The following is a 24,522-nucleotide window of genomic DNA, read 5'->3' as shown; positions in this document are numbered from 1 at the left end:
CTGAGGTGCTGCCCATCTTCACCTGTCGCGGGGTTAACTGAAACGTTTGGCTAGTGCAATCGGATCCAGAACAGTGATCTTCTTGCGGTCAATTTCGACCAGCCCTGAATTGCGTAGATCGCCAAGTAGACGCGTGATCGTGACACGCGTGGATCCGATCGCTTCAGCGATGGCCTGATGAGACAAACGCAGGTCAATGGTGATGCCCTGGGGGCCAGGCATCCCGAAGTCTCTGCAGAGGACAAGCAGAAAACTCACCAACCGGGAGGACATGTCCCGGTGCGTGAGGGTTTCAATCATCGTCTCGGTCTGCAGAATTCGGCTGGAGAGACCCTGAAGTAAAAGCAATCCCACGCTGGTGTTCGCTTCGATCGCCTGGCGTACAGAGCTCGCTGGGGCTGTCACCATTTCCACTCTGGTGAAGGCCACGGAGTGATAAAACCGATCGGAGCGATGTCCGGTGAGCAGTGAGAGAACGCCAAACAGGCTGTTTTCTCTCAGCAGGGCAACGGTGATCTCTTCACCCGACTCATAAACCCTCGATAAACGCACAGCTCCTCGTCGGATCAGATAGACGCGCTCGGCCGGGTCTCCTGGGAAAAAGATGGTCTTGTTCCGTTCCACCATTTCGGTGCTGGCACCTTCCAGATCACGGATCACTTCCAGCAGGGTGCGGCTGGCAGGGTTGGGCGCATTGGTCAGGCTTGTTTCTGCAGAACGCCCAGGCTGGGGAGCAGTCCGACTAAAGCCGCGCATTACTTCGGCCATGACCAACGCATCAATGCGGGGAAGTTAAGGAGCGATGCGCGGTCACCCTGTAGCAACGAACACGGTTCTCCTGGCTCAGTCTTCATGGAGCGCATCCAGCTGTGCAGCCATGAGCTGCGTCAACCCTGGTTCGGCAAGGTCCAGAAGGCTGTTGAGCTGCTGGCGACTGAATGGTGCACCTTCGGCAGTGCCCTGCAACTCCAATAGGTCGCCGGAGTTGTTCATCACCACATTGAGATCCACATCTGCCCGACTGTCTTCGCTGTAGTCCAAGTCCAGCAGAGCATGCCCCTCGATCAGTCCCACAGAGACAGCCGCCACCTGGTTGATGACCGGATGAGTGCTGATGCGACCTTGTGCAACCAACCGCTCGCAGGCCTTTTGCAGGGCGAGCCATGCCCCCGTAATCGCTGCAGTCCGTGTTCCCGCATCCGCCTGAATCACATCGCAGTCGATCAGCAGGGTGTTCTCACCCAACGCCTTCATGTCGATTGCCGCGCGAAGACTGCGGCCGATCAGGCGCTGGATCTCCTGGGTACGTCCTGACAGTTTCATCAGTTCCCTGCGCTGGCGATCAGGGGTGGATCCCGGCAGCAGGCGATATTCAGCGCTGAGCCATCCCAGGCCCTGATCCCGTCGCCAGCGCGGGACGCCTTCTTCATGGCAGACGCTGCAGAGCACGGTGGTGCGTCCGGTGTGCACTATCACAGAGCTCAGAGCGAAGCCCATGGGATCCCAGTCGATCGAGAAGGACCTGAGGTCGGCGGGTTGGCGGCCATCGTTGCGCTGGGTCTCGTTCATGGGGAACCGGATCGGGATCTTGAGCCTGCCAGTTGGCGTAGAGACACCAGGGATGGTGTCAAAGGGATTGTGATTTGCGCTTTCGCCGCTAGATTCAAATTCCGCTGGGTCGATTCGATTCCAGTCACATGGAAGCGACCGAGATGACCGCCAGCCTGAGCCCAAGCCATCGACCCCGCCAGCAGAGCGGTGCCGATCATCGGGTTCTGAACCGTGCGGGTTTGCATCCTCTGCCATCGCTCCAGCCACAGCAGCCCCTGCATCTGGTGGCTCCAGAAGGGCAGTTGCATGTGCATACCGCCCCTTATCGAGGAAGTTTCGGGACAGTTTTGAGTCAAGCCTTGCGTTCTGCTGGGCTTGGTAGTCGTGTTGCAGTGATGCAGTTCCTCAAAGGTGGTGTGGCTCAGGGCCCTAATGCGGCGATCACTCTTTGCGATCGCATGGTCTGGATGAGACCTGCTGTGATGGGATGTCTTTCGGATCAGGCCAGCTCAGCAGACCCCACAACTGTGGATGCTGTCCAAGCGGTCTGGCAGATCTGTCGTCGCCACCTGGCTAGCGGCGATCTTGATCAGTTGGTTTTGGATGAACTTGGCTTGGCCATAGATCTCGGCTACCTCAACGAATCTGAGGTTCGTGAAGGCCTGGATGCACGTCCTGGTTCCATGGATGTGATCATCACAGGACCGTCGATTCCGGACTCTCTCATGGGATTAGCCGACCAAGTGACGGAACTGCGCAAAGGTTTCTGATGCTCAAAAATGACCGTTGGATCACTGAACAGGCTGCCGCTGGCATGCTCGAACCCTTCCAGAAAGGGTTGATTCGCCATCTCGACCCTGAGCAGAAGCTGGCACCTGTGCTCAGCTTCGGATGTTCCTCATATGGCTACGACCTGCGGTTGTCGCCTCAGGAATTTCTGATCTTCAAGCATGTTCCTGGAACTGTGATGAACCCCAAGCGGTTCAATCCTGGAAACCTTGAACCAACCGAGCTTCACCATGATGACGATGGTGACTATTTCATCCTTCCCGCTCATTCCTACGGCCTGGGAGTGGCTCTTGAAAAGATGAAAGTTCCGCCGAACATCACCGTGATCTGCCTTGGTAAGAGCACCTATGCGCGGCTAGGCATCATTGTGAACACCACACCGGCTGAAGCCAGCTGGGAAGGGCATCTCACGCTTGAATTCAGTAACAGTTCAGGAGCTGACTGCCGCATCTATGCCAATGAAGGCATCTGCCAGCTGTTGTTCTTTGAAGGCGATCCCTGCGACACCACTTACAGCGATCGGCAGGGTAAATACCAGCATCAACCCGAGCGGGTAACACTGGCCAAGGTTTAAGTCAGGCGGGTCGCGATCGTCTTCCGATTCAGGGCGCCAGGCGCGCCTTGTGCAAGCGATTTTTCTCGTACCAGTCAGCAAACTCAGGTGCCCAGTTTTGAAGATGGGGCCACATCAGGTCACAAAGCTCTCTGATTTCCTGTTGCGCGTCGAGTTTCGAACGTAGGTCTAGGAAGTGAAGGAAGGCTCGAAGACTGAAGCTGACAACAAAGTGTTGTCGGTAGTCGAACGGAAGGATCCCACGGGCATGTTCCTCGGAAAAGCCATCGCGCAACAGATCGCGATAGCGCTCCGCGGCTTGTTGGCAGAGTTTGAGATCAATGCTTCGTTGCTCATCGACGTAGGTGTATTTCTTGCCTAGTCGGTCTCGGTATTCCCCGACCGGCCGCAGGTAGAACACTTCCTCGAGATCGAGTTTCCCTTCAGCTGCTCTACAGATGCGCTCACCCGTGTAACGCATCGATTGCACATCAAAGCTCACGCCCACTCGGTGGGTTCGCGCCTGCTGCATGACCGAGTGAGGGAACCAGCCAACGTTCAACACGATCTGAGCATGTTCCAGTGGGCCGTAATGGCCCTTCATTCCACCAAGCAACCGCTTGATGCAAATTTCTCCAGCCCTCGTTTCGTTCGGCCACTGGTCGCGTTCCATCACCACGAACCCTTCGCTGTAGTCCTGGTGCATGCCGGCATACACGCTCTGTTGAGGATTGGGCGTGGCGGCGATCAGTTCGACCCGGAAGCGGGAATCCATGAGGTTTTGAGGTTGCGGGTACGGGATGTTCGGTCGATCATCGCCTCTCCGGTCAGCATCGACCGCATTTAGGAGTGGCTTCTTGGACCGGTGGAATCCGCCAAGGCGGTTTGCGGTAGAGCACTCGTGCTGCCCACGCCAGTGAGAGCTGGAATTGGGCTGCCGTCGATCAAGGCATTGGCGATCGAATTCAGCTCGGTTTCAGTGCGTGCTCCGAGCGAGCGACCCCGCATTGTGCCGTCTGCGGAGAACAGATTCAGCTGAGGGATCCCAGTAACGTCGTAGCGATCGGTCAGGTCAAGCCAGCGCGGATTGTCGATGTTGACCAGAACCACATCCAGGTCGGCACTGTGACTTTGTTCGACCTCCAGCATCGCTGGAGCCATTTCGCGGCAGACCTCACACCAGTCGGCATAGAACTCGAGGATTGTGGGCCTACCGTTGCTGAGTGCCACTTCTGGCGATAACGACCGTCTGGCGAGCTGATCAAGTGGCGATTCGATGGAACCGCCGTTGCGCACCAGGAAAAGGCTGACAGCCAGGACCAGGGCTGAGACCAGCAGTAGAACTTTCTGCATTGTGCTGAGGCTGGAGCTTGAAGCGCTGTCGGTCATCGCGGACTGACATCAATGCCACCACTCTGACAGGACAAACCGCTTGCTGTTGCTAGCGTTTGACCGCAGATGATCGCGTCGTTGATCGACGTTTGTCCGCCGCGAATCTGCCTCCAAGCCGATGTCCGTCTTGCGTTTCCTGCTGTTACCGCTTCGGGCTCCGCTGCTGATCGTTCTGTTCGTGGTGTCGCTGTTCCTGGGCCATCACTGGGCGATCCAGGAGGCTTGGCTGGCCCAGGCCCATTCGATTTCGGTGAGCACTTTCTGGGCGTTAGAGATGATTCAGGCGGTCGTGGTGGTGGTGATCTGCACCATGCCCGACCTACTGCTCCGTCAGCTGTCAATGCTGATGGCGTCGAGTCGCGTGCTCAGCCTGGTGGTCACGCTCACGCTGTTAATCACAGTGGGGCTCTACGTTCTCAGTCTGAGCTTGTTGTCGGATGTGTTGATTTTGGGGTCTGCGACATTGCTGGCGCGCCTCGATCTCAGTCGCATCAAAGTGGTTCCGCCTCCGCAACTGATGGCGTTCTGGCTTGCAGTGATCGTGATCGGAGGCATCTGGATTGGCCATGATCTGCCCGATCCCCCGAGTTCACTGGCTGCAGCGATCAGTGCTGGCATCGTTGGTTGAACTGTTGTTCAGGTACGCCCAGAGATTGCCGAGCACCTTCTTGGTGTAGAGACGGGTTTCAGGGTATGGAATGCGTTCGACCCACAGCTCAGGGTCTTCATCAAGTTCACCACTGACCCAAGATTCCGCTGCCCCAGGCCCGGCGTTGTAGCTGGCAACCGTCAGCCAGGGATTGCCCTGCCATTGGTGCAGGAGACCTCCTAAGTAGCGAGCCCCGAGCACTGCACTGCGGTCTGGCTCGCGCAATTGAGCGGCACTGAGCTTTTCGCCCGCCACTTCGGCCGCAGTGGTCGGCATCAGCTGCAACAGTCCCACGGCACCAACGGGTGAAGCCACACCTGGGGAGAAACGAGATTCCTGTCGAGCAATAGCCAGAAGCAGCTCCAATCGCACCTCTTCTTGCTCTGAAGCTGCAAGGAACAGAGGCAGGAGCGGTCGGGGGTGAAGGCTGTTGTGCAGTAGCTGACGTGCCTCGCAGGCTGGGGACACCAGTCTCAGATTGGCTCGCCACAAACGGTTGAGACCGGTCCAGTGGTCATTCACCCCTAGCCGCAGTCGTCCCTCCAGTAGGAGCTGTTGCGGGGATGGAGTGGCGTTTGCTGCTGCGCTGCGCCAGGTTTCCCAGGCTTCCTGATGCATCTCAAGGCGCCAGAGCTGGTCAACCAAGGGACTGCCGCTGTTGAGAGGGCTCCAGCGTTGAACAGATTTCAGGCGTTCAGCCTTTGTAGCCGCAAGGATCTTGCCGCCCGAGAGAGCCGGCAGGTTTCCAGATCCCAGCCTGGCCTGAGCTCGCCAGGTGTAATAGCCGGGTGGCTGCTGACGCGTCAGCGACTGCCAGATCTCTTGGCCACCTTTGCGATCTCCAAGCTTGCCCATGCTCATCCCCAGCCAGAATTGTTGGCGCGCACGCAAGGGGTCAGGCAGTTGTTCCGCGGGAATCGCAGTCAGCCATGACCGTGCCAGTTCCCACTCACCTGTGAGCAATGCTTCGCGAGCGAGATCCCACTGCAGTTGCCAGCTGGCTGGATGGCCTGGCCAGCGTTGCAGCACCACCAGCCCTCCTTCGCCCCCTGCGAGACGAACCCGGGCTGCGGCCACATCGGCTGATCGTTTTTGGAGAGATTCAGGCAAAGCATCGATCAATGCCTGTTTCGGACGCAAAGGCTCGCTCAGCAGCGCTGCGGAGTTCAGTGCCTCCTGGCTGTCTGGATGATCCTTGGCAAGCTGCAGCAACATCGCTTCACCGCGTTGCTGTTGTTTCTCATTGCCTCGAAGTAGTGTGCGCCCGATCGACAGTGCCTGAGGCGGTGCCAGGGGTGTTCCCTGTAGGCAAAGTTCAGCGGACTGGCTATCACCAAGCTCAGCCAGGGCCGCTGCCAGTTTCAGCCGCTGCTGCTGCTTAAGTCCTACCCCTGTGATGGCGCCACAGGCCTTGCGAAGCAGCCGATCCGCTCCAGGCCAGCTGGCTCCCCAGCGTGCCAGATGCAAGGCACTGGATTGGATCAAGGCTTGGTCGGCGTCGTCCGGCAGTTCTGCGGCAGCCGCCAGAGAGGCTGGATGGCCGGGTTGAAGTCTGAGTAGCTCCTCCTTCAGTTTCGGTTGGTGATCAGCAAGGTGATAGCGGGCATCGGCACTGGCCGTTGACGTTGGGAAACGTCGAAGTAGATCACGCCAGTGTTGTTGCTCCTCCTGATCGCGGCCCAGTGACTTTGCCGCCAGAGCTTGTTGTTTCAAAGCCACAGCGGCCATTGGAGCTGGCCCCCAGCCCTGGCCGGTGAGGAGGCGTCTGCGCCGTTGTGGAGACTCGCCGCTGCGGCTGCCCAGCATCAGGGCGGCTTCGCGCCGCTGCTCAGGGTTCCCGGACCAGCGGTAGTGCGTCCAGAGCTGCGCATCACTCAGCTCCGGCGTGATCGGATGGTGTTGACTGCGCAAGAGCACACGACCACCCAAGATTGCCAGAACAGTCAGAAGCGTGGTGCCGCCGAGAAGTAGCGGTCCGCGGGTCTCTCGAGTGTTCAAGCCGTGGCTGGAAACTGCTGGCATTCTGTGCCCAGCAGGATCGAACTGGATGGTTGCTCAGCGTCGGCAACAGCGACCTGGCCAGCGCCAACGCTTGCGCCTGGTTGTGGCTTTAGGAATGGCTTTTGCGGTTTGGGGCCTGCGCTGGCTCTGGCCATTGCAGTGGTTGCCTGGCTGGGTGGTGCTGATGATGGGTTTATGGGCTCTGCTGGAACTGGCAGCTCTGCTGCTTGTGCCCCAGCGATGGAACTGATTGGCATCGTGCGGCTGTGGCCCTGTCACTGGTTCAGTGATCGGCTGTCTCAGGGCTCTTAAGGTTCAGTCCACAAATGAGACCACATGGCCTCTTCCGCCGCCCAGCCGCTCGGTTCACTTCACTCCCCTGAGGTCAGTTTCGGGACTGATGGTCTGCGGGGTCGTGTCGGTACAGCGATCACACCCGCTTTGGCGTTGCAGGTGGGTTTCTGGTGCGGGCGTGTCTTGCCGCCCGATGGTCCCGTTCTGATCGGGATGGATTCCCGCTGCAGCGGTTCGATGGTTGTGGCCGCTCTGACCGCCGGTCTGACTGCTGCAGGTCGTGAAGTCTGGACTCTTGGCCTTTGCCCCACACCTGCAGTTCCCGGTCTGGTCCGTCGCTTTCAGGCATCAGGCGGACTGATGGTTTCTGCAAGTCACAACCCGCCGGAAGACAACGGCATCAAGGTGTTTGGGCCAGACGGCAGCAAGCTGGGCTCCGCGTTGCAACGCCGCATCGAATCCGGTCTACGTGGAGAGGCTGATGCTGCTGGGCCGATGAGCGGTTGTGGCGCTGCAAGCCACCGCGCTGAATTGCTGCAGCACTATCGCGACAGTCTGCTGAGCAGCGTTCAGCATCAACGTTTGGATGGGGTACCGATCGTGCTCGATCTGTGCTGGGGTTCAGCAACCGCCTGCGGTGCAGAGGTCTTCCGCGCACTTGGGGCCGATCTCACCGTGCTGCACGGCATCGCCGACGGCGAACGCATCAATGTGGGCTGTGGATCCACCCATCTCGGACCGCTGCGCGAGGCGGTGATCGAACGCGGTGCGGCCATGGGCTTCGCCTTCGACGGTGATGCCGATCGAATGCTTGCAGTGGATGGTCGTGGTCGCGTGGTTGATGGTGACCATGTGCTTTATCTCTGGGGGTCTGTGCTTCAAGACAGCGGATCTCTGCCTGATCAGCGCCTGGTGGCCACGGTGATGTCCAACCTCGGATTTGAGCGGGCCTGGCAGGCCAGAGGTGGTCAGCTGGAGCGGACTCCTGTCGGCGATCAGCATGTGCACGCGGCCATGGTGAGTAGTGGTGCAGCCCTGGGTGGGGAACAGTCCGGCCACATCCTCTCTTCTGCCCATGGACTCGCCGGTGATGGGGTTCTCACGGCGCTTCAGCTCGCCACCCTTTGCCATGGCCAGCAGATGACTCTCGCGGACTGGCTGGATCGCAGCTTCCAGGCCTATCCACAAAAGTTGGTGAACGTCAGGGTGACAGACCTCAACCGTCGTAAGGGTTGGGCCGAGTGCGCTCAGCTGCGAGAGCTGGTCGACGAAGCAGAACGCTCGATGGCCGAAGACGGCAGGGTGCTGGTGCGCGCAAGTGGCACCGAGCCTCTTTTGCGGGTGATGGTGGAAGCGGCCGAGGCGGATGTGGTGGATCTCTGGACCGGTCGCTTGGCTGAAGCGGCTGACCGCCATCTCAATGTGGCTTAAGGGGGGAACGATCCACTGCGCAGGCCAGTGCACCATCACAGGCATCCCCTGGTGCCGATGGCCAGTTGCTCCCTGGTAGTAAGTCGAACACTGTTTGGTGAACGAGTTGGCGGAACTCCGCCAAGTGCTCCAGTGCTCCCCCGCGTGCAGCTAGTGATGGGGTGTGTAGATCGAGTGCCTTCGCGGTGGCTGCTGCTGCCTGAGCGAGTGCGGAGGCAGATCGTTGCAGGATTGCCCGAGCAGCGGTATCTCCTTGTGCGGCTGCTTCGTCGACCAGCGGTGCCAGCCTCGCGTGGTCGGCAACCCCATGGTTTGGGCTGACCAAGAGTGCTTTGAGGTCGGCGGCGCTGCGACAGCTCAGCGCATCCCAGAGCCGTTGGCGCAGGGTCCCATCAGGAGCACGGCCATCGGCCATCTTCACGCTGAGTTGAAGCGCCTCGTGGCCGATATCAAAGGCGGAGCCTGCGCCATCCAGACGCCAGCCCCAGCCACCGCAACGATGCTCGCGACCGTTGGCGTTGCGGCCCACCACGATCATTCCGGTGCCGCTGATCAGCACGATGCCCGCCTGATCGGGGAATGCGCCTCGCAAGGCGGTGCGTTCATCGCCGGTTGCCAGACAGCGGGCTTCGGGCAGTTGCAGTTCTGAAGCGAGTAGCGCTCCTCCCCTCTCCTGCAGGGGCGTTCCAGCCTCGATGCCACTGGCTCCAATGGCTGCAGCAAAGATTGGCTCTGACTTGTTGGGTTCCCGACCGCATCGCTGAGTCCAGTCGAGTCGGGCTCTGTCGAGGCTGAAGCGGATGGCAGAACGAAAGCGCTCTTCTCCGTCAGCAGCATCCAGATGGCTCACTCCTGGCCCTGAACCATCGCCGACCGTTCGAAGTTTGCCGTTCTCCCAAGCACTCAATCGGCAACGGCATTGGGTCTGTCCGGCATCAAATCCAGCCAGGATGGGAACTTGCTTGTTCAAGGCTCTCGGCGCATTTGGCTCAGGGTGGCCAGGCAAAACCAGCCGCTGATTTGCACTTCAGGACGGAAGAAGATGGTGTCGGCAGCACCCTGGATTAGCAGACCAGCGATGGCTGCGAGGCAGCCCAGGCAGGGAAGAGCAAGCTCTGCGTCTGCAGTCATGGCACGCCAACCGTTACGAAGGCTGGCAACCCCTAGCCCCAGACAGGCGAGCAGGCCAGGGATGCCGGTCTCAACCAGGATTTCAAGCGGCACTGAATAGGCACTGAGAGCGTTGAATTTCGGTTGCTGGTAAAGGGGGTAAACGCTGTTGAAGACTGCATTGCCAGGGCCGATGCCCAGCCAAGGACGATCTTGGATCATGTCGATCGCCGCGAGCCAGACGTTGATCCGGAAATTGTTGGAACTGTCGCCTCGACCTGCCAGCAGGCTGGCGACTCTGGTACGGATCGGTTCCACCTGTGTGGCGGCAACGGCCAGTACCACGCCAGTAATGACGAGCAGGGCGAGGGGAAGAAGCCGTCGCCAGAGCGCTGGCCAGTTTCGGATGTACCGAAGCAGCAGGAGCAGCATCAGCACACCGACTGAAGCCACAATCCCAAGCCAGCCACCGCGGCTATAGCTGAACAGCGTTGAAGCGCAGCCGAGGACCACTGCTGTGGCTGCGTAGAGCCTGGCCCCCCAGCCACGCCAGCGAATCATTGCCACGACGGCAATGGGCAGGATTGGCACCAGGTACCCCGCCAGGAGATTGGGATTGCCCAGTGGCCCGTAGATGCGGATGGTGCCCTCCGCCACCGAGTTGGGATCGGCCCAGCGAGCCAATTCCTCTGTGGTGGCATACAGCTGGCGTAATGCCAGCAGGCTGCTCAGCAAAGATCCGCCAAGCAATGCCGCCACCAAGCGGTCCCACCACTGAGGCCCGACACTCAGTAGCTGGCGCATCAGGGCATAGACCCCAAGGTAGCTGATCAGTTTGAGCAGACCTTTGGCGGCGGCGCTCGGGACCGGTGAAAGACCTGTGGCCAGAACGGCCACAGCCAGGAATAGGAGCAGCCAGCCACTGATCGAGCCGATGTGAGAGGGAGTTCTGGTGAGTGACCAGAGCACCCAAAGGGCTCCGCAGGCCAGCACGATCAGGCCCAGACCAGCACGCGTGAGGACTGGAAGTCCGGCCATCAGCAGGATCAGGACGATCCCCGCCAGATCGCTTAGGCGCTTCTGCTGTGCCGCTGAACCTGGTAGAAGTCCTTGCCAGCGCAGCAACCAAGGGGTAGGGGCCGAAGCCTCAGCCATCAGTGATTGAGAGGAACATCAGCGGGATTATCGACCCGTTGCCAGGCGATCTCCAGTTCTTTCAGCTCTGGCAGTGGCTGTTCGTTGCGCCGGTAAAGCACTCTGTAGGCAGGAAGGCCCTGCTCTTGCACGTAGCGTTCGCGTTCGGTAGGCACCGGTAGAGGGTTGTTGGTGCGCCAGGGACGCGTGTCTTCGTCGGGGCGGTCGAAGCAACCGCTCAGTTCGACCAGTGTGACCATCGGTTCCACCACTTCCAGAACATCGCTTTGCAGAAACAGCTCGCGACTGGGACTGAGAGCGGCAGCGATGGCGAGCAGTAGCGAGGGTTGCATCACCCGGCGCTTGCGGTGTCGCCGCTTGAACCAGGGATCCGGAAACTGGATGCTCACCAGCTGCAGTTGATCCGCGGTCAGCTCCGCAAGCCAGCCCTCAAGGCTGATGTTGGCATTGCAAAAGAGGTAATGGAGATTGTGACGCTCGAGTTTGTCGCGGTCACGCTGGGCTGCCAGCACGAGCGGACGCCTGATTTCCACACCCAGATGATTCCAGTCTGGTTTCAGTGCTGACAGCTCAAGTAGACAGACGCCCCGGGCGCAGCCGATGTCCAAATGGATGGGGCGATTGGCGATGTCAAACAGCTGATCGGGACCGGGCAATTCCAGAGGCAGCTGAAAGAAGCGGCTGAGGGGATTGACGTGCTGCCGCATCAGGATCGCGTTGCACCTTCGGAAGGATCGCAGCGCAACAGGCCCCAGCAGGCGGTGTAGCCATGAAAATGCGTGGCTCCTCCCAGGGGGCCGATTTCGCCGTTGCAGAAGCTGCCGGCAACCGGGAGTTGTGGAAACACATCGCGAGCGATGCTGACATCGCCATCGGGGCTGCCAAACAAGCCGTTGCCCCGGCCCAGACATGCGAAGAGGAGTCCCATTAACGGTGTGGCGTCGCTGCCTTGATCGCGTCTGGTCTGCAACAGCTGGCGGGCTTCCTGTCTTGAGGCCTGCGCTTCACGCAGCTGGAACTGCACGTTTTGTCCGGCACGCACGCGATCGGCAACGGCAACCGCGCCGTTGCGTGGATCCACGCCGATCAGATTGCGCACCAGAAAGGACCTTTCGGGGCGATCAGTTGAGACGCCACCCTGATTCAGGCCAGCGAGCATGGCATCGGCAATGAAATGCTCCCGCTCCACACCCAGAAACAGTGAGTGCTGCACCAATTCCCTGTCTTCGGCGCTGAGATCGGCAAGCACGCGCTGTAAGCAGGCCACTGGACTGGCCCTGCGATCACCGTCGCTCAGTTCGAGCAGAACGTTGCGTTGAGCCTGTTCGATGGCGAAGACCGGTCCAATCGGTCGGCATCCCTGGGCGACCACTGGATCCAGGCTCCAGGTGCCGCCGATGCTCAGTCCTACCGCGCCACCGATGACCTGATCTCCATAGAGCAGAGAACCATGATCGGCGTTGTGAGGTACGGCGATGCCTCCGACTTTGGCGATGCCGGGGTAGGCGTAATCCAGTCCGCTCACGAGATCGTTGATGGCATGACAGCCGGGATCGAGCAGCAGCAGCATTGAACGGCTGTGGTCAGGGTTCACCCCCACCCAGTCCTGCCAGTTCTGGGCGGCTCCATCAAGATCGGGCAGTTGGCTGCTGTCGAGACGGAAGCTGTTCAGTTCAGCTCCAGGAAGGTTAAGGAGACTGACGCTGAGTGCTGGCGTGCGTTCTACTTCATGGGCTTTGCCTGCGGTTGTGGTGCCAACGACACCACCGCCCAGACATCCGAGCCAGTGTTTGGCGTTCAGGCGTTTTTGCAACAGCGGCAGTAGGCGGGTCAGATCGCTCGCGAAATGACTCGAGATGAACACGAGGGCCAGATCGGCCTCATTCGAGCCCAGAGCACTGGTGACTTCCCTTGCAGCATCTTCAAGAGAAGACTTGCTGGACAGGGCATGTCGGCATTGAGCCTGCAGCCCGCGGCTCCGGAACCAGTCGAGAGGATTGAACGGAACCATGGATTGGACCTTACCAATCCTGTTGACCTGCTGGATGACCGTGATAATGGCCTTCTGATGTCCCTGGTCGGTGTCCGATTTCACAACACGCACCCTGGTGTGGCTCACCTATCGCCTCGGGGCGACGATTGCTTTGGGCATTCCGCTTGTGCTTCTGATCTGGTCGGGGCTTCGACGCGACCCTGCCTTGGTGAGGTTGCTAGGGATCTACTGGAAAGTGGCAAGTCTGCTGGCGATCAGCGTGCTGTTGCTGACTGATCAACGGCCTATCGGCTATTTCACGGCATTTCTGGCGCCTCTGCTGATGGCTGCGTCTCTTTGGTTCTGGGTTGACCTCAATGAGGAGCTGGCCGATAGCCCTCCGGGGCGCGCTCTGCCGTTCACGGTGCGGGTCTGGCGATGGGCCCTCACACTCTTCGCCTTGTTCGCCGCTGTGATGTCGGGTTCTGCACTGGGTTGCACCCGTCAGCTCGAGACCGATTCCTGTCGGCTTTGGCTGGAGGCGCCCCAGGGGCTGCATCGAGTCGCTGAGCGTGTGTTCGACTTCGTCTTCGGTGGTGAGTGGACGATGGCCGTGGCGGCCTTCATCGGCTATGTGGCTCTTGTGGCTTACGTCGTCGGTCTGCTGCAGTGGGCTCTGGTGCGTCTTCCCAAGCAGGGACGTGTCGCGGGGGATTTCTGATCATGGAATCCACCGCCCTCGTTCAGGAGCTGGAAGAGCGCACGCGTCTGAGCCCTGATCGGGTGGTGAGGTTGCACGGGTTTGTGTTGGATGAGCCGTTTGAACTGTTGATCTTTCGTGGCTTCAGCAGCAGCACAACCCATTCCACAGCCTTCGATCCAGATGCATCGGTTCTCCCCGATGGCACGCGCTTGGATTGGGCGGAATTGCTGCAGGGCCCGCTGGACCCCTCCGGCGAAACCAGGCTTGTCGGGCCTGTGAATCCGGAAGAACTGCTGGCTCAGGCCAGCTGGTGATCAGCGACGATTCAGAACATTGCAACAGCGTCCGCACAGGGTTGGATGCTGGGTGTGCTGGCCCACATCACTCTCGTAGTGCCAACAGCGTTCGCATTTGATCCCACGGGCTCTGCTCACCTCGATGATCGCGGTGTCGTCTGTCTGGTCGGCGAGGAGTTCGGCCCAGGGCTCTCCTCCTAATTGCAGCTGAGAGACCAGCAGCCAGTCGCGCAGACCATCAGCCTCCGCATCGCCGTTCTCGTTCAACCAGTTGAGGGCTGACTCCAGCTCTGGGTTGCGAGTTTCGATTCTGACGGCTGCCTCCAGCGATGCCCCCAGTTCCTGTCTGCTTCGGCAGTCCTCCAAAACTCTGTTCACCGCAGCACGCAGCTCTCGCAATCGCTGGATCGGTTCACTGAGGCTGGGATCGCGCCATTCGGCTGGAACAGTTGGCCAACCGCGCTGGAAAACCGATGTCTCCTCTACCTCGTAGGGCAGGTTCTGCCAGATGTCCTCGGCCATGTGGCACAGCACAGGAGCGATCAGACCAGCCAGTCGTTCGATGATCAGCGACATCACGGTCTGACAGCTCCGTCGTCGTCGGTCGGAGGGTGCGCTCACATAGAGCCTGTCCTTGGCGATGTCGAGATAAAAGTTCGACAGGTCGGTCACGCAGAAGTTCTGCAGTAGTTGGAAGAAGCGGAAGAATTCAAAGCTCTCGAACGCTTCCGTGATCTCATCCATCACCTCCGCAGTTCGCTGCAGCATCCAGCGGTCCAGCAACGGCAGCTTCTCCACAGGAATGGCGTCGTCGGCTGGATTGAAGTCGTGGAGGTTGCCCAGTAGGTAGCGGCTGGTGTTGCGCACCTTGCGGTAGACATCCGCGAGTTGGCGAAGGATGCCGGCACCGATCGGCACATCAGCGGAGTAGTCAACCGAGCTCACCCACAGGCGCAGCACATCAGCGCCGTAGGCAGGTTCTTGCTTCTGGTTCTTGCCGCCCTCGATGATCACCATCGGGTCAACAACGTTGCCCAACGATTTACTCATCTTGCGACCTTTTTCATCCAAGGCGAAACCGTGAGTGAGCACTCGCTGGTAGGGGGCATGACCATTGACTGCCACGGATGTCAGCAATGAGCTCTGGAACCAGCCGCGATGTTGGTCAGAGCCCTCCAGGTACAGATCGGCGGGATAGCCAAGGCCCTCTTGTGGGCTCGAGACTGCGGCCCAACTGGAGCCGGAGTCGAACCACACATCCATGGTGTCGGTGCCCTTGCGCCATTGCTCAGCCTGATCGGCATAGGCGGGAGGCAGAAGATCAGCTTCGTCTTTTTCCCACCAAACATCGGCACCGTGTTCGGCGATCAGTGCTTCGATGTGCGCGAGGGTGTCGGCGTTGAGCAGGACGTCGCCTCCACTGCGGTTGTAGAAGACGGGGATCGGCACACCCCAGGTGCGCTGTCGGGAGATGCACCAGTCGCCCCGTTCCTTGACCATCGCCTCAATGCGGTTTCGACCTGAAGCGGGTGTCCACTCGACTCGATCGATGGCATCCAGGGCCTGCTGACGGAAGCCATCGACGGAGGCGAACCACTGTTCGGTGGCACGGAAGATCGTGGGCTTTTTGGTGCGCCAGTCATAGGGGTAGCGGTGTCCGTAGGTCTCTTGCTTCAGCAGTGCCCCTGCCGTCTCGAGCGCGTCGATGATCACTGGGTTGGCGTCCTTCAGGACATTGAGACCGGCGAAGGGTCCCGCCTCGTCCGTGAGCGTGCCAGCTTCGTCGACAGGGCACAGAACAGGTAGGCCATTTTTCTGGCCTGTGTGAAAGTCGTCGACTCCATGGCCTGGTGCCGTGTGCACGAGGCCTGTGCCCGATTCTGTCGTGATGTATTCACCGCCGAGCACAACGGGGCTGGTGCGGTCCAGCAAGGGATGGCGGTACGTCAGTCCGGAAAGCAGCGCTCCCTTCACCGTGGCTTTGCGGACGAGTGGTCGCTCCAGCGTTGTGGCGAGGGAGTCGATCAGGTCAGCGGCCACCACAAGCAGCCGCCCCTCGCCATCGTCGACGAGGGCATAGTCCAGGCGTTCATTGACGGAGACCGCCAGGTTGGCCGGAAGCGTCCAGGGGGTTGTGGTCCAGATCGCCACCTGAAGGGTCTTCCCGAGTGCGTCGGCATCACCGGGCAATTCGATGCCCTCTGTGCTGAGGGCGTCGCGCAGCGGTGCGGGTAGTTCAACCGCCGGGAAGGCGACGTAAACGCTGGGGCTGGTGTGGCCATCGGGGTACTCGAGCTCTGCCTCTGCTAGTGCTGTCTGCGAGCTGGGGCTCCAATGCACCGGTTTGAGACCCCTGTAGATGTGCCCTTTGAGCACCATCTCGCCGAAGACCTTGATCTGGGCGGCTTCGTAGTTCTTTTGCAGGGTGAGGTAAGGCTCTTGCCAGTCGGCCCAGATCCCCCAACGCTGAAACCCTTTCATCTGGCCGTTCACCTGCTTGCGGGCATAGACGGCGGCCTTTTTGCGCAGCTTGATCGGTGTGAGCGCTTGGCGCTGATCCTGATCCATCGACTGCAGAACCTTCAGTTCGATCGGTAGGCCATGGCAGTCCCAGCCAGGGATGTAACGAACCTTGCGTCCTCGCAGGATCTGATATTTATTGATCACATCCTTGAGAACCTTGTTCAAGGCATGGCCCATATGCAGGGGGCCATTGGCGTAAGGCGGTCCGTCGTGCAGGGTGAAGATCGGCCCTGAGTTCTGCAGGCCCAGCTTCAGGTCGATCCCGTTCTCACTCCAGAACGACTGCAGCTCTGGTTCTCGCTTCACGGCATTGGCGCGCATGCCGAAGCTGGTCTGCAGCAGGTTGAGCGTGTCCTTGTAGGAGGGACGTCCTTCGGCGTTGGCGTCGCGCGTCTCCTTGCTCACGGTTGGGCAGCTGCAGACGGAATTATCCGTCCTCGCTGGCCAAGTTGGGTGCCGTTGCTTCCTTGGGCTTCTCCAGGGTTGTTGAAAGTGCGTCCTCCGTGGTGTCTGGCTGATTGGAGTGCTCAGGGCGAACCCAGCGTTTGCCGCTGCGGCTACTGCCCTCTTCACGATTGTCAGCAGGTGGTTCGGTTTTCAGGCTGCCGATAGCAGCCTGCAGATTGGTCAGCAATGTGGTGACCGACGTGCTGAGCTGTTGCGCGCTCGTCGCCCAACGTTCTTTTGACTGCAGTCGCTGTTGCTCCTCTTGGCTGAGTCGTTGCCAGCGTGATTGGGCCACCTCTGCGCCGAGTCGACTTATCAGCAAAGCGCTGCAGATGACGGCGAGCATCGGTGCACCGCGCAGGCGGTCACTACTGGTGACCAAAACCAGGCCGAGCAGCAGCACAATGCCTCCCCAGATCCCGTCTCTGGGCCGACTCAGTTCCGTGGCGAGCAATGGCAGCAGCAGGACCGCCAGGCCCAACAGCAGACAAAGGTCTCCAGCGATTGTGGCCAGCATCAAAGAAGCAGCATGTCTGGGTGCATTCTGGTTGCCTGCCTAGAGTTGCAACCTGCCCATCTGGCGGAATTGGTAGACGCGCTGGTTTTAGGTACCAGTGGCTTCGGTCGTGGGGGTTCAAGTCCCCCGGTGGGCATCCGTTTCCCTAATTTGGTTCCACTTACTGCGGTCAGCCAATCTCCCCTCGTTGATGACACAGGCCCTCGGACAACCTGCAACGCAAGGCGCTCAGACTCGTCTGCGCTCTGTGCCGAGGGAATTCTTGGCACCACCTGCAGCGTTGAACCTCACCGTGGGGTTGTTTCTTGGTGGTTATGTGCTGGCCGCATTGACCATCTGGGGTTGGTTTGTGGCGGGATGGCCCCTACCAGTGTTGTTGGCAACCGGTTTTCTGGCTCTGCACTTAGAGGGCACCGTCATCCATGACGCCTGCCATAAATCAGCGCATCCTGTCCCCTGGATCAATCAGGCCATGGGGCATGGCTCAGCACTGTTGCTCGGCTTCAGTTTCCCTGTTTTCACCAGGGTTCATCTCGAGCATCACGCCCATGTGAATGATCCCAATAATGATCCGGATCACATCGTGAGCACCTTCGGACCTCTGTGGTTAATCGCTCCACGATTTTTCTATCACGAGTGGTTTTTCTTTCAGCGCAGATTGTGGAAGCGCTGGGAATTAATGCAGTGGGGTTTCGAGCGCAGTATTTTTCTGGTGATTGTTGTTGCTGCGGCCAAATTTCAGTTTCTTCCCTTTGTCTTCAACTGCTGGTTTGCTCCAGCTCTCATGGTTGGAGTGACTCTCGGTCTGTTTTTTGATTACTTACCCCACCGACCTTTTACATCGCGTAATCGCTGGAAGAACTCCAGGATCTATCCAGGCCGGCTCATGAATTGGTTGATCATGGGTCAGAACTATCACCTCATCCATCATCTATGGCCATCGATTCCCTGGTTTGATTACAAACCTGCCTATGAAGCAACTAAGCCTTTATTGGATTCCAAAGGCTCCCCGCAGCGGCTGGGAATTTTTGAAACACGCCGCGATGGATATAACTTTCTCTACGACATTCTTGTTGGGGTTCGTAGCCACAAACGCCGCAGGGGAAAAATGCGCCGTGTCGCCAGATTTATGCCTTTGCGTCGGCTACAAAGACCCTGGCTGGGATTTGTTAACGAGATTGCGATTAAAACCGAGTCAAAGCGTTCGTCCTCTTCCTCTCGCTGATCATTCGGCCAGGATTTTTGGCACTCGGAAGAAGTCTCCTTCTCTCAAAGGTGCCTGTTCCAGAAGTTCTTCTCGCACCTGGGTGGGTTCCACCTTGTCTGTTCTGGTGGCATTCACCACTTCCACCGCACGGGTGGTGGGAGGAACACCTTCGGTGTCCACGCCCTGGAGCTGATCCACATAATCGAGAATCCGCTCGAGCTGCCCTGTGTAGGTCGTGATTTTCTCCTCAGGCAGATCGAGGCGGGCCAGATGGGCCACCTTGCGCACGTCGTCGGCGGTGATCTTGCTCATGCAGCGGCGAGAAAAGTTTCCAGATCCTCGCGCAACGCCTTCGCTGCCGTGTTCAAGAGCTCCAGGCCGTGTTCTGGTCTGGCCAGAAAAGGGTCTGATCCCATGCGTCCGTCGGGGTAGCGGCGGCGGAAGTCCGCAGGCCCATGAATCGATCCGCAGGGTGCTGGATCTGGCAGCGATCTCTGCTTGCTGATCAGGCTGTCGTGGAGATGCAGGGTGACGGCAATCTCGCTGGGGGTGGCGTGCTGTCCTTCGCGGTCGCCATAGAGCTCACGGGCTCGCCTCATCACCGGACCGGCCATGAACCAGTTCGCCAGCCTGCAGCGCAAACGCGGGGCAACCTCCAGGTTGCGGCTTGCTGCGGTGCCATAGGCCTGAGCGAAGGCTGCCTTGCTTGTGGCGATGTTGCCGCCATGACCGTTCACCACAAGGATCCGCTCGAAGCCGTGGGTGGCCAGTGAGATCACAAGGTCATGCATCACAGCCAGCAAGGTTGCGGGCTGAAGGCTCATGGTGCCTGCAAATCCAAGATGGTGTTCGGCCATGCCGAAAGCTTGCACAGGCGTGACCAGGACGCCGCTCAGCCGTCCGAGCTCAAGAGCTACGGCCTCGGCGGTCAGGGCGTCGGTGCCGATGGCTCCTGTCGGGCCGTGTTGCTCAGTGGATCCAAGCGGAACAATGATTCCTTTGCAGCTCTGCAGGTACTGATCAACGTCAGGCCAGCTCTGCAGGGCCAGGCGAATGGTGTCGTTGTTAGCGGCCGGGCCGGGGAGGATGGAAGGCATGCCGAACGTGGCGTTGGCTTGATGATCGATCGTGGATCGTGAGAGCTGGCTTTAGTGCGCTGTGCCGTTGCCGTCGTATTGATCAGTGTTGTAGTAGCCGCCCATGGTGCCGAACAAGAACGTGGTCACCACGAAGAAGCCGCTGCTGAACAGCAACACCGTTCCCAGGTTGAAACCGGAGAGTGCAGCATCCATGGCTTTAGATCGGTTTCTCCAAGCCTGACAGCGGATTGGTGCTTGTCATCACTTGCATGCAGGGATCGTCATCGCCCCCGATCTCACTGCCGCTGTGGGGGATCTCAAGCCACTGTCTCAGTCGACCAGTGATCCAGATGAATGGCAGGGTGTCCGCTAGTGCAGCGGCCGACTTGAACAAATAGCCGCTGGCGATGAACGAAATCAGTTGCGGAGCCACCGGTTCGCCCGGACGCACGGGGAGAACGCCCGAGGCGTAATGGCTGATCAGCACTACAGCGCTCGTGTCCACCAACTGGCTCACCAGCGTGGAGCCGTTGTTGCGCAGCCACAGTGCCTTGCCATTGCTCACTCTTTTCCAGAAATGGAACATGCGCACATCCACGAACTGAGCCGTCAGATAGGCAGCCATGGAGGCGATGACTGATCCGAAGGCCAGGCGTTGGATGTCGAAGAAGGTGGCATCAGGCGCGCCTTCCACTCCTGGCAAAACTCCTCCCAGCCAAAGGATCAGCACGACCCAGCCATTGAGCAGCAGGCCAACCCAAACCACCTGCGCGGCCCTCTTCTCGCCCCAGAGCTCACTGATTAGATCCGTGCAGAGAAAGGTGATCGGGTAAGGCAGAGCACCCACGGCCACCACAACTGGCCAGGAACCAATGTGCCCCAGTTCAAGGAAGCGGGTCAGGCCAAGAATGTTGAGCATGCCCAGCGTCCCTAGAAACAGCCCGGCAAGCACTAGAAAGCAGAACTCACGCCGTTGCTGAAGCGCAGGATTCATCCGTGACAATCACCAATGCTTTCAGGCTGCCAGGTTCTGCGTGCGCTTGCTGTTGCCCTGACGTCTTGGTCGGGGGCCATCACGCTGCCAATCGCCAATATGTTTCGGAGTCTTTGGAATCGGCCTAAGCACCTGAATCTCCACTGCAAAGCTGCAGGAAGCGCATTGACGCTGTTGCTCAAAGAACACTCATCGTCACTCAGCTCATCACTTCCAATTGCCCAGTGCTGCCCCAGACCTTCTTCTGCCGCCCTGCTGAGGTGGTGGGACCTGAGCTGGTGGGCTGCCGGCTGGTGAAACGTCAGGCAGATGGATGTTTGCTTTGGGGCGTGATTGTGGAAACGGAGGCGTATTCGCAGGATGAACCTGCCTGTCACGGTTACCGCCGCCGTTCACCGCAGAACGAAACGCTGTTTGGTGAGCCTGGTCGTTTCTACGTGTACGTGAGCTATGGCATTCACCACTGCGTGAATGTGGTGACCGATCGTCCCGAATGGGCGAACGGAGTGTTGTTAAGGGCTGTGGCGCTTCCCGATGAACCCGAACGGGTTGCGGCCGGACCGGGCTTGTTAGCCCGCCGTTTCGGAATCGATCGCCGTTGTGATGCTTTGTCGGTCTGTGGAGGCGGTGATCTCTGGTTGGCCTCTCGCCCCGCCGAGCTGAGCGAACCTGCTGTGGTCACCACCACCCGGATCGGGGTCAGTCAGGGCGAGGATCTGCCTCTGCGCTGGTACCTGCAGGCCAGTCGCAGCGTTAGCAAACGGGCTCGCGGGGATCGTTCCCCGAAACCCAGTGAAGCCTTGCGACCCAACCCAAGCTGGGCAGCTGAGCTGTGCGCCTCTACGATGGGTCTCAGTGAGGTGAGGCCAGTTGAGCGCCTGGACACACCGACACATCCTTGATCTCGCGGCCTTTTCGTTAGAGGACTTCGCGACTGTTCTGGAGTTGGCTCATCGCTTCAGATCGATGCCGGCCACAGGTGCTCGTCGCCTGCCTGCGCTGCAGGGTCGCTTGGTGGCCACCCTCTTTTTTGAGCCCAGCACGCGGACCCGCAGCAGTTTCGAGCTGGCTGCCAAGCGCCTTTCTGCAGACGTCTCCAGTTTTTCGCCTTCCAGTAGTTCGCTCAGCAAGGGGGAATCACTGCTCGATACCGCCCGCACCTATGTAGCGATGGGCGCTGACATGCTGGTGGTGAGGCACCGCTGTACTGGTGTGCCTCGGCAGCTGGCTGAAGCTTTGGAGCGCACGGGTGAGCGCACCGTGATCCTCAATGCCGGTGATGGCTTGCACAGCCACCCCAGTCAAGGACTGCTGGATCTCTACACGCTTGCTTATCACTTTGATGCCAGCAATCTCCGCCTCGAGTCTTTGCAAGGTCGTCGGATTGTGATCGTGGGAGACATCCTGCACTCACGTGTGGCGCGCTCGAATCTCTGGGCTTTGACGGCTTGTGGTGCAGAGGTCGTGCTCTGCGGTCCGCCCACTTTGCTGCCAGATGCGTTCGCCGATTTCCTCGCTGAACCACCTCCAGGCCAGGCCAGCGATCCTGTTGACAAACGCGGGTCGTTGACGATCTGCCGCGACCTAGATGCCGCACTCAAGGGGGCGGATGCGGTGATGACCCTGCGCTTGCAGAAGGAACGCATGCGTCAGCACCTGCTCAGTGGGCTTGATCGTTACCACCGTGATTACGGTCTCAGCCATGATCGATTGGCTCGATGCGGAGCCTCAATCCCGGTACTGCACCCAGGCCCGGTCAATAGGGGGGTCGAGATGAGTGGGGCCCTGCTTGATGACCTGAACGCCAACCTGGTGGAGAGTCAGGTGAGCAATGGAATCCCAATCAGGATGGCCTTGCTTTATTTGATGGCAGCGGCGGAATCCTCTGTGGACTCTCCTGCTTTGGGTTGAGGCGAAAGACCGGAAACCTGATTGGAGTAGTAGTCCATCGCTGCCCGCAGTGCTGCTCCGGGCTCTGAGATGGATGGGCCTACTCCTGGTGCCATCGGGAACGCAGCATCCGGAGCATCCAAGCCCATGTGCTGACTAGGCATGCCCGTCAGCAACATCGAAGCTCTGGCCTGAGAGACCACCGCAAAGATCCATTTCAGGAGCAATGAGAAGCGATTCTCCTCATTGGGCATGAAGGCGAGGTGAGCAGCGGCCCAAAGCAGCCAGCCAAGACCGCCCTTGAATTTGAATCCACGCAAGTCTGCGACCGCATCGACACGATCCAGTACGGCCATGCTGCCGAAATCAAACCAGCTGAAGTTCGGCCGTGATCCTCCGGCCACAATTGCGGCGATGTCTTTGCCCACAAACCCTCCGGCCTGGGTTGCAGGCCCTGCCATTCCAGGCAGTTGATTTCCATCTCGAGTGTGCTTGTAGCAGCAGAGATCGCCCACCACCCGGATCTCGGGATGATCCTTCATGGAGAAATCTGGCTCCACAATCACGCGGCCGGCACGGTCCGTCTTGCAGCCCACGGAATCCGCCAACTTGCGGCCGAGATGAGATGGCCGTACTCCGGCGGTCCAGATCACTGTTGCTGCCTGCAGCTTGAGCTCACCATCTGGTGTTCCCACAATCACTTCACCGGGTTGCATGCTCTGCACACGCCCTTTGAATAGAAACTCCACACCGAGAGCCGACAAAGTTTTCTGTGCAGCCTGAGATAGCTCTTCCGGCATCGCTCTCAGTACGCGGTCGCCTGGGTCGACCACAACGATCCTGGTGTCTTCCAGATTCAGCTGGCGGAATTCCTTGCGCATGGCATTGCGCATCAGCTCCGAAGCGGCTCCAGCCATTTCGCAACCGGAGGGCCCTCCCCCAACGATCACGACTGTCTGCAGGAAACGACGTGCCTCAGGGTCAGGAGTCTGTTCGGCCTGCTCCATGGCCATCAGCAGACGCCGCCGAATCTCCTCGGCGTGTTCAAGAATTTTCATCGGTGGGGCAAAGGTCCGCCACTCTTCATGACCGAAGAAGGTGCTTCCCGATCCTGTTGCCAGCACAAGGTGGTCATAGCTGTAGGCCTTGCCGCTGAAGATGATCTGCTTGTCTTCAGCCTTGATCTCAGTGACTTCCCCAAGCAAAACCTGCACATTGCTTTGGCTTCCAACCAGCTGCCGCAGCGGAGTCGCTACATCACCACTGGAGACCAGTCCCGTCGCAACCTGATAGAGCAGAGGTTGGAACAGATTGAAGTTGCGTTTGTCGATCAGGGTGATGCGAACGTCTGCCTTGGCCAGAGCCTTGCAGGCACGAACACCCGCAAATCCGCCGCCCACAATGACTACGTGGGGCGCGTTTCTCAGACGCTCTTCGGGTGGATCCAGCTCGAGGTAGTAATGCTCTCCAGCCATGGATACAACCTTGACAATCTGAATTCAGCGTATGGATGCCAAACAGTTTTGTCTGCGCCTTCAATCACTTGAAGCGGGTTAAAGCAACTTGAATCCCTCTAGTAGGAGGCCATAAAGCAGCCCAATTCGTGTCATGTCGAGCAATTGTCGACCTAAGTGACTGCCGCGATCTTTGGCCCAGTGCCTTCTCGCCCGCACCATCAGTTCCATCAGCCCCACGGTCAGCATCGCTGCCACAGGGTCCATCAGATTGAGAGCACCAGAGACGGAAGCAACGCCGTTCCCGATCATGAAACTTCCTGTTAGCGCGATGAGAAGGAGTGATGTTCGTCTCCATGGATTAGTCGCCCACAGGTCCAGCCTGGTCGCAGCTTCTCCGAATGTTCGCTGAAGTCGAGTTGCTTGAAGACGCGCTGTCAACTTTGCAACCTCTTCAAAGAGAGGCAGGGACAACAACCGATGATCCCCATCACCCGGCCCGAACCCTGCTCTCC

The 24,522-nt window shown here is 59.3% G+C and carries 27 protein-coding genes and 1 tRNA gene; 11 read left to right on the top strand and 17 right to left on the bottom strand.

Translation table 11 applies throughout. The annotated features are described in order from the left end of the window. Nucleotides 1-33: 33 nt before the first annotated feature. Entirely contained in the window at nucleotides 34-768 is a 735-nt protein-coding gene (gene ntcA / locus DXY37_RS12090; RefSeq protein WP_067098506.1) for a global nitrogen regulator NtcA, read from the bottom strand. Nucleotides 769-843: 75 nt separating this feature from the next. Further along, nucleotides 844-1,569 carry a ribonuclease PH gene (gene rph / locus DXY37_RS12085; RefSeq protein WP_115126909.1) on the bottom strand — a complete coding sequence of 242 codons (726 nt, stop codon included), beginning with the start codon at nucleotides 1,567-1,569 and terminating at the stop codon, nucleotides 844-846. Nucleotides 1,570-1,712: 143 nt separating this feature from the next. Here rph and DXY37_RS12080 point away from each other — a divergent pair, with 143 nt between their 5' ends. Both DXY37_RS12080 and dcd read left to right on the top strand, forming a co-directional pair. Next, nucleotides 1,713-2,321 (top strand): cob(I)yrinic acid a,c-diamide adenosyltransferase, encoded by a 609-nt coding sequence (locus DXY37_RS12080; protein ID WP_115127029.1) that lies wholly within the window; start codon nucleotides 1,713-1,715, stop codon nucleotides 2,319-2,321. Then, the gene (gene dcd / locus DXY37_RS12075) at nucleotides 2,321-2,914 is read left to right on the top strand and encodes a dCTP deaminase (protein ID WP_115126908.1); all 594 of its coding nucleotides are present in this window, start codon (nucleotides 2,321-2,323) and stop codon (nucleotides 2,912-2,914) included. The genes DXY37_RS12080 and dcd overlap by 1 nt, the downstream gene beginning before the upstream one ends. 28 nt (nucleotides 2,915-2,942) lie before the next feature. On the opposite strand, the gene thyX is transcribed toward dcd, so the two are convergent. Both thyX and DXY37_RS12065 read right to left on the bottom strand, forming a co-directional pair. Further along, nucleotides 2,943-3,668, bottom strand: a complete 726-nt coding sequence (gene thyX / locus DXY37_RS12070) for an FAD-dependent thymidylate synthase (protein WP_115126907.1) — start codon at nucleotides 3,666-3,668, stop codon at nucleotides 2,943-2,945. Nucleotides 3,669-3,736: 68 nt separating this feature from the next. Beyond that, a complete protein-coding gene (locus tag DXY37_RS12065; RefSeq protein WP_115126906.1) occupies nucleotides 3,737-4,282 on the bottom strand; it encodes a thioredoxin domain-containing protein in 546 nt (181 codons plus the stop codon). Between the two features lie 121 nt (nucleotides 4,283-4,403). Between DXY37_RS12065 and DXY37_RS12060 the strand changes: the two genes are divergently transcribed. Beyond that, on the top strand, nucleotides 4,404-4,913 hold the full coding sequence (locus DXY37_RS12060; protein ID WP_115126905.1) for a hypothetical protein: 510 nt from the start codon (nucleotides 4,404-4,406) through the stop codon (nucleotides 4,911-4,913). Here DXY37_RS12060 and DXY37_RS12055 read toward each other — a convergent pair. After that, nucleotides 4,875-6,956: a lytic transglycosylase domain-containing protein gene (locus DXY37_RS12055; protein ID WP_115126904.1), complete on the bottom strand. Its 2,082-nt coding sequence runs from the start codon at nucleotides 6,954-6,956 to the stop codon at nucleotides 4,875-4,877. The genes DXY37_RS12060 and DXY37_RS12055 overlap by 39 nt on opposite strands. Nucleotides 6,957-6,981: 25 nt before the next feature. On the opposite strand from DXY37_RS12055, the gene DXY37_RS12050 reads away from it, so the two are divergent. Both DXY37_RS12050 and glmM read left to right on the top strand, forming a co-directional pair. Beyond that, entirely contained in the window at nucleotides 6,982-7,185 is a 204-nt protein-coding gene (locus tag DXY37_RS12050) for a hypothetical protein (RefSeq protein WP_115126903.1), read from the top strand. Between the two features lie 86 nt (nucleotides 7,186-7,271). Beyond that, nucleotides 7,272-8,660 (top strand): phosphoglucosamine mutase, encoded by a 1,389-nt coding sequence (gene glmM, locus DXY37_RS12045; RefSeq protein ID WP_115126902.1) that lies wholly within the window; start codon nucleotides 7,272-7,274, stop codon nucleotides 8,658-8,660. Here the strand turns inward: glmM and DXY37_RS12040 are convergent. From DXY37_RS12040 to DXY37_RS12025, 4 genes are read right to left on the bottom strand one after another with little or no spacing between them, the layout of a single operon-like run. Further along, the gene (locus DXY37_RS12040; protein WP_115126901.1) at nucleotides 8,647-9,630 is read right to left on the bottom strand and encodes a BadF/BadG/BcrA/BcrD ATPase family protein; all 984 of its coding nucleotides are present in this window, start codon (nucleotides 9,628-9,630) and stop codon (nucleotides 8,647-8,649) included. The genes glmM and DXY37_RS12040 overlap by 14 nt on opposite strands. Next, nucleotides 9,627-10,925, bottom strand: a complete 1,299-nt coding sequence (locus tag DXY37_RS12035; RefSeq protein ID WP_115126900.1) for an IctB family putative bicarbonate transporter — start codon at nucleotides 10,923-10,925, stop codon at nucleotides 9,627-9,629. Before DXY37_RS12035 ends, DXY37_RS12040 begins: the two co-directional genes overlap by 4 nt. Beyond that, the gene (gene trmB, locus DXY37_RS12030; protein WP_115126899.1) at nucleotides 10,925-11,632 is read right to left on the bottom strand and encodes a tRNA (guanosine(46)-N7)-methyltransferase TrmB; all 708 of its coding nucleotides are present in this window, start codon (nucleotides 11,630-11,632) and stop codon (nucleotides 10,925-10,927) included. Before trmB ends, DXY37_RS12035 begins: the two co-directional genes overlap by 1 nt. Beyond that, on the bottom strand, nucleotides 11,632-12,936 hold the full coding sequence (locus tag DXY37_RS12025) for an FIST N-terminal domain-containing protein (RefSeq protein WP_115127028.1): 1,305 nt from the start codon (nucleotides 12,934-12,936) through the stop codon (nucleotides 11,632-11,634). Before DXY37_RS12025 ends, trmB begins: the two co-directional genes overlap by 1 nt. Before the next feature lie 70 nt (nucleotides 12,937-13,006). Here DXY37_RS12025 and DXY37_RS12020 point away from each other — a divergent pair, with 70 nt between their 5' ends. Together DXY37_RS12020 and DXY37_RS12015 are read left to right on the top strand one after the other, a co-directional pair. Then, complete coding sequence (locus tag DXY37_RS12020; RefSeq protein WP_115126898.1) at nucleotides 13,007-13,618, top strand: DUF3177 family protein; 612 nt, start codon at nucleotides 13,007-13,009, stop codon at nucleotides 13,616-13,618. A 2-nt stretch (nucleotides 13,619-13,620) separates the two neighbouring features. Next, nucleotides 13,621-13,914: a hypothetical protein gene (locus DXY37_RS12015; protein WP_115126897.1), complete on the top strand. Its 294-nt coding sequence runs from the start codon at nucleotides 13,621-13,623 to the stop codon at nucleotides 13,912-13,914. Here the strand turns inward: DXY37_RS12015 and ileS are convergent, their stop codons facing one another. Beyond that, nucleotides 13,915-16,824, bottom strand: coding sequence for an isoleucine--tRNA ligase (gene ileS / locus DXY37_RS12010; RefSeq protein WP_115126896.1), 2,910 nt, complete (start codon nucleotides 16,822-16,824; stop codon nucleotides 13,915-13,917). Nucleotides 16,825-16,846: 22 nt separating this feature from the next. Beyond that, nucleotides 16,847-17,383, bottom strand: a complete 537-nt coding sequence (locus tag DXY37_RS12005) for a Ycf66 family protein (protein WP_115126895.1) — start codon at nucleotides 17,381-17,383, stop codon at nucleotides 16,847-16,849. A 54-nt stretch (nucleotides 17,384-17,437) separates the two neighbouring features. On the opposite strand from DXY37_RS12005, the gene DXY37_RS12000 reads away from it, so the two are divergent. Both DXY37_RS12000 and crtR read left to right on the top strand, forming a co-directional pair. Beyond that, nucleotides 17,438-17,519, top strand: a tRNA-Leu gene (locus tag DXY37_RS12000). A 54-nt stretch (nucleotides 17,520-17,573) separates the two neighbouring features. Continuing rightward, the gene (gene crtR, locus DXY37_RS11995) at nucleotides 17,574-18,608 is read left to right on the top strand and encodes a beta-carotene hydroxylase (protein WP_115126894.1); all 1,035 of its coding nucleotides are present in this window, start codon (nucleotides 17,574-17,576) and stop codon (nucleotides 18,606-18,608) included. Here crtR and gatC read toward each other — a convergent pair whose 3' ends face one another. Genes gatC through DXY37_RS11980 form a run of 4 tightly spaced genes read right to left on the bottom strand, consistent with a single transcriptional unit; the run spans nucleotide 18,609 to nucleotide 20,663 of the window. Continuing rightward, nucleotides 18,609-18,902 carry an Asp-tRNA(Asn)/Glu-tRNA(Gln) amidotransferase subunit GatC gene (gene gatC / locus DXY37_RS11990; protein ID WP_115126893.1) on the bottom strand — a complete coding sequence of 98 codons (294 nt, stop codon included), beginning with the start codon at nucleotides 18,900-18,902 and terminating at the stop codon, nucleotides 18,609-18,611. It lies immediately after the preceding gene. Next, on the bottom strand, nucleotides 18,899-19,687 hold the full coding sequence (locus DXY37_RS11985) for a creatininase family protein (protein WP_115126892.1): 789 nt from the start codon (nucleotides 19,685-19,687) through the stop codon (nucleotides 18,899-18,901). Before DXY37_RS11985 ends, gatC begins: the two co-directional genes overlap by 4 nt. A 51-nt stretch (nucleotides 19,688-19,738) precedes the next feature. Beyond that, nucleotides 19,739-19,882 carry a hypothetical protein gene (locus DXY37_RS13535; RefSeq protein ID WP_170951897.1) on the bottom strand — a complete coding sequence of 48 codons (144 nt, stop codon included), beginning with the start codon at nucleotides 19,880-19,882 and terminating at the stop codon, nucleotides 19,739-19,741. Nucleotides 19,883-19,886: 4 nt separating this feature from the next. Then, nucleotides 19,887-20,663 carry a queuosine precursor transporter gene (locus DXY37_RS11980; protein WP_115126891.1) on the bottom strand — a complete coding sequence of 259 codons (777 nt, stop codon included), beginning with the start codon at nucleotides 20,661-20,663 and terminating at the stop codon, nucleotides 19,887-19,889. A gap of 224 nt (nucleotides 20,664-20,887) precedes the next feature. On the opposite strand from DXY37_RS11980, the gene DXY37_RS11975 reads away from it, so the two are divergent. After that, entirely contained in the window at nucleotides 20,888-21,565 is a 678-nt protein-coding gene (locus tag DXY37_RS11975) for a DNA-3-methyladenine glycosylase (RefSeq protein WP_244277130.1), read from the top strand. After that, the gene (locus DXY37_RS11970; protein WP_115126889.1) at nucleotides 21,534-22,574 is read left to right on the top strand and encodes an aspartate carbamoyltransferase catalytic subunit; all 1,041 of its coding nucleotides are present in this window, start codon (nucleotides 21,534-21,536) and stop codon (nucleotides 22,572-22,574) included. Before DXY37_RS11975 ends, DXY37_RS11970 begins: the two co-directional genes overlap by 32 nt. On the opposite strand, the gene DXY37_RS11965 is transcribed toward DXY37_RS11970, so the two are convergent. Then, nucleotides 22,523-24,028 carry an NAD(P)/FAD-dependent oxidoreductase gene (locus tag DXY37_RS11965; RefSeq protein ID WP_115126888.1) on the bottom strand — a complete coding sequence of 502 codons (1,506 nt, stop codon included), beginning with the start codon at nucleotides 24,026-24,028 and terminating at the stop codon, nucleotides 22,523-22,525. The genes DXY37_RS11970 and DXY37_RS11965 overlap by 52 nt on opposite strands. Nucleotides 24,029-24,106: 78 nt before the next feature. Then, the gene (locus DXY37_RS13810; RefSeq protein WP_369818483.1) at nucleotides 24,107-24,319 is read right to left on the bottom strand and encodes a DUF565 domain-containing protein; all 213 of its coding nucleotides are present in this window, start codon (nucleotides 24,317-24,319) and stop codon (nucleotides 24,107-24,109) included. Nucleotides 24,320-24,522: the final 203 nt, after the last annotated feature.

The organism is Synechococcus sp. GEYO (assembly GCF_900473955.1).
GTDB lineage: Bacteria > Cyanobacteriota > Cyanobacteriia > PCC-6307 > Cyanobiaceae > Synechococcus_C.
This window is presented reverse-complemented; position numbering and strand designations above follow the sequence as displayed.

What these genes read in the sequence shown, in the direction of transcription:
- ntcA (WP_067098506.1), bottom strand. Translation starts at nt 768, where the DNA reads ATGGCCGAAGTAATGCGCGGCTTTAGTCGGACTGCTCCCCAGCCTGGG.
- rph (WP_115126909.1), bottom strand. Translation starts at nt 1,569, where the DNA reads ATGAACGAGACCCAGCGCAACGATGGCCGCCAACCCGCCGACCTCAGG.
- DXY37_RS12080 (WP_115127029.1), top strand. Translation starts at nt 1,713, where the DNA reads ATGACCGCCAGCCTGAGCCCAAGCCATCGACCCCGCCAGCAGAGCGGT.
- dcd (WP_115126908.1), top strand. Translation starts at nt 2,321, where the DNA reads ATGCTCAAAAATGACCGTTGGATCACTGAACAGGCTGCCGCTGGCATG.
- thyX (WP_115126907.1), bottom strand. Translation starts at nt 3,668, where the DNA reads ATGGATTCCCGCTTCCGGGTCGAACTGATCGCCGCCACGCCCAATCCT.
- DXY37_RS12065 (WP_115126906.1), bottom strand. Translation starts at nt 4,282, where the DNA reads ATGACCGACAGCGCTTCAAGCTCCAGCCTCAGCACAATGCAGAAAGTT.
- DXY37_RS12060 (WP_115126905.1), top strand. Translation starts at nt 4,404, where the DNA reads ATGTCCGTCTTGCGTTTCCTGCTGTTACCGCTTCGGGCTCCGCTGCTG.
- DXY37_RS12055 (WP_115126904.1), bottom strand. Translation starts at nt 6,956, where the DNA reads ATGCCAGCAGTTTCCAGCCACGGCTTGAACACTCGAGAGACCCGCGGA.
- DXY37_RS12050 (WP_115126903.1), top strand. Translation starts at nt 6,982, where the DNA reads ATGGTTGCTCAGCGTCGGCAACAGCGACCTGGCCAGCGCCAACGCTTG.
- glmM (WP_115126902.1), top strand. Translation starts at nt 7,272, where the DNA reads ATGGCCTCTTCCGCCGCCCAGCCGCTCGGTTCACTTCACTCCCCTGAG.
- DXY37_RS12035 (WP_115126900.1), bottom strand. Translation starts at nt 10,925, where the DNA reads ATGGCTGAGGCTTCGGCCCCTACCCCTTGGTTGCTGCGCTGGCAAGGA.
- trmB (WP_115126899.1), bottom strand. Translation starts at nt 11,632, where the DNA reads ATGCGGCAGCACGTCAATCCCCTCAGCCGCTTCTTTCAGCTGCCTCTG.
- DXY37_RS12025 (WP_115127028.1), bottom strand. Translation starts at nt 12,936, where the DNA reads ATGGTTCCGTTCAATCCTCTCGACTGGTTCCGGAGCCGCGGGCTGCAG.
- DXY37_RS12015 (WP_115126897.1), top strand. Translation starts at nt 13,621, where the DNA reads ATGGAATCCACCGCCCTCGTTCAGGAGCTGGAAGAGCGCACGCGTCTG.
- DXY37_RS12005 (WP_115126895.1), bottom strand. Translation starts at nt 17,383, where the DNA reads ATGCTGGCCACAATCGCTGGAGACCTTTGTCTGCTGTTGGGCCTGGCG.
- crtR (WP_115126894.1), top strand. Translation starts at nt 17,574, where the DNA reads ATGACACAGGCCCTCGGACAACCTGCAACGCAAGGCGCTCAGACTCGT.
- gatC (WP_115126893.1), bottom strand. Translation starts at nt 18,902, where the DNA reads ATGAGCAAGATCACCGCCGACGACGTGCGCAAGGTGGCCCATCTGGCC.
- DXY37_RS11985 (WP_115126892.1), bottom strand. Translation starts at nt 19,687, where the DNA reads ATGCCTTCCATCCTCCCCGGCCCGGCCGCTAACAACGACACCATTCGC.
- DXY37_RS13535 (WP_170951897.1), bottom strand. Translation starts at nt 19,882, where the DNA reads ATGGATGCTGCACTCTCCGGTTTCAACCTGGGAACGGTGTTGCTGTTC.
- DXY37_RS11980 (WP_115126891.1), bottom strand. Translation starts at nt 20,663, where the DNA reads ATGAATCCTGCGCTTCAGCAACGGCGTGAGTTCTGCTTTCTAGTGCTT.
- DXY37_RS11965 (WP_115126888.1), bottom strand. Translation starts at nt 24,028, where the DNA reads ATGGCTGGAGAGCATTACTACCTCGAGCTGGATCCACCCGAAGAGCGT.
- DXY37_RS13810 (WP_369818483.1), bottom strand. Translation starts at nt 24,319, where the DNA reads ATGATCGGGAACGGCGTTGCTTCCGTCTCTGGTGCTCTCAATCTGATG.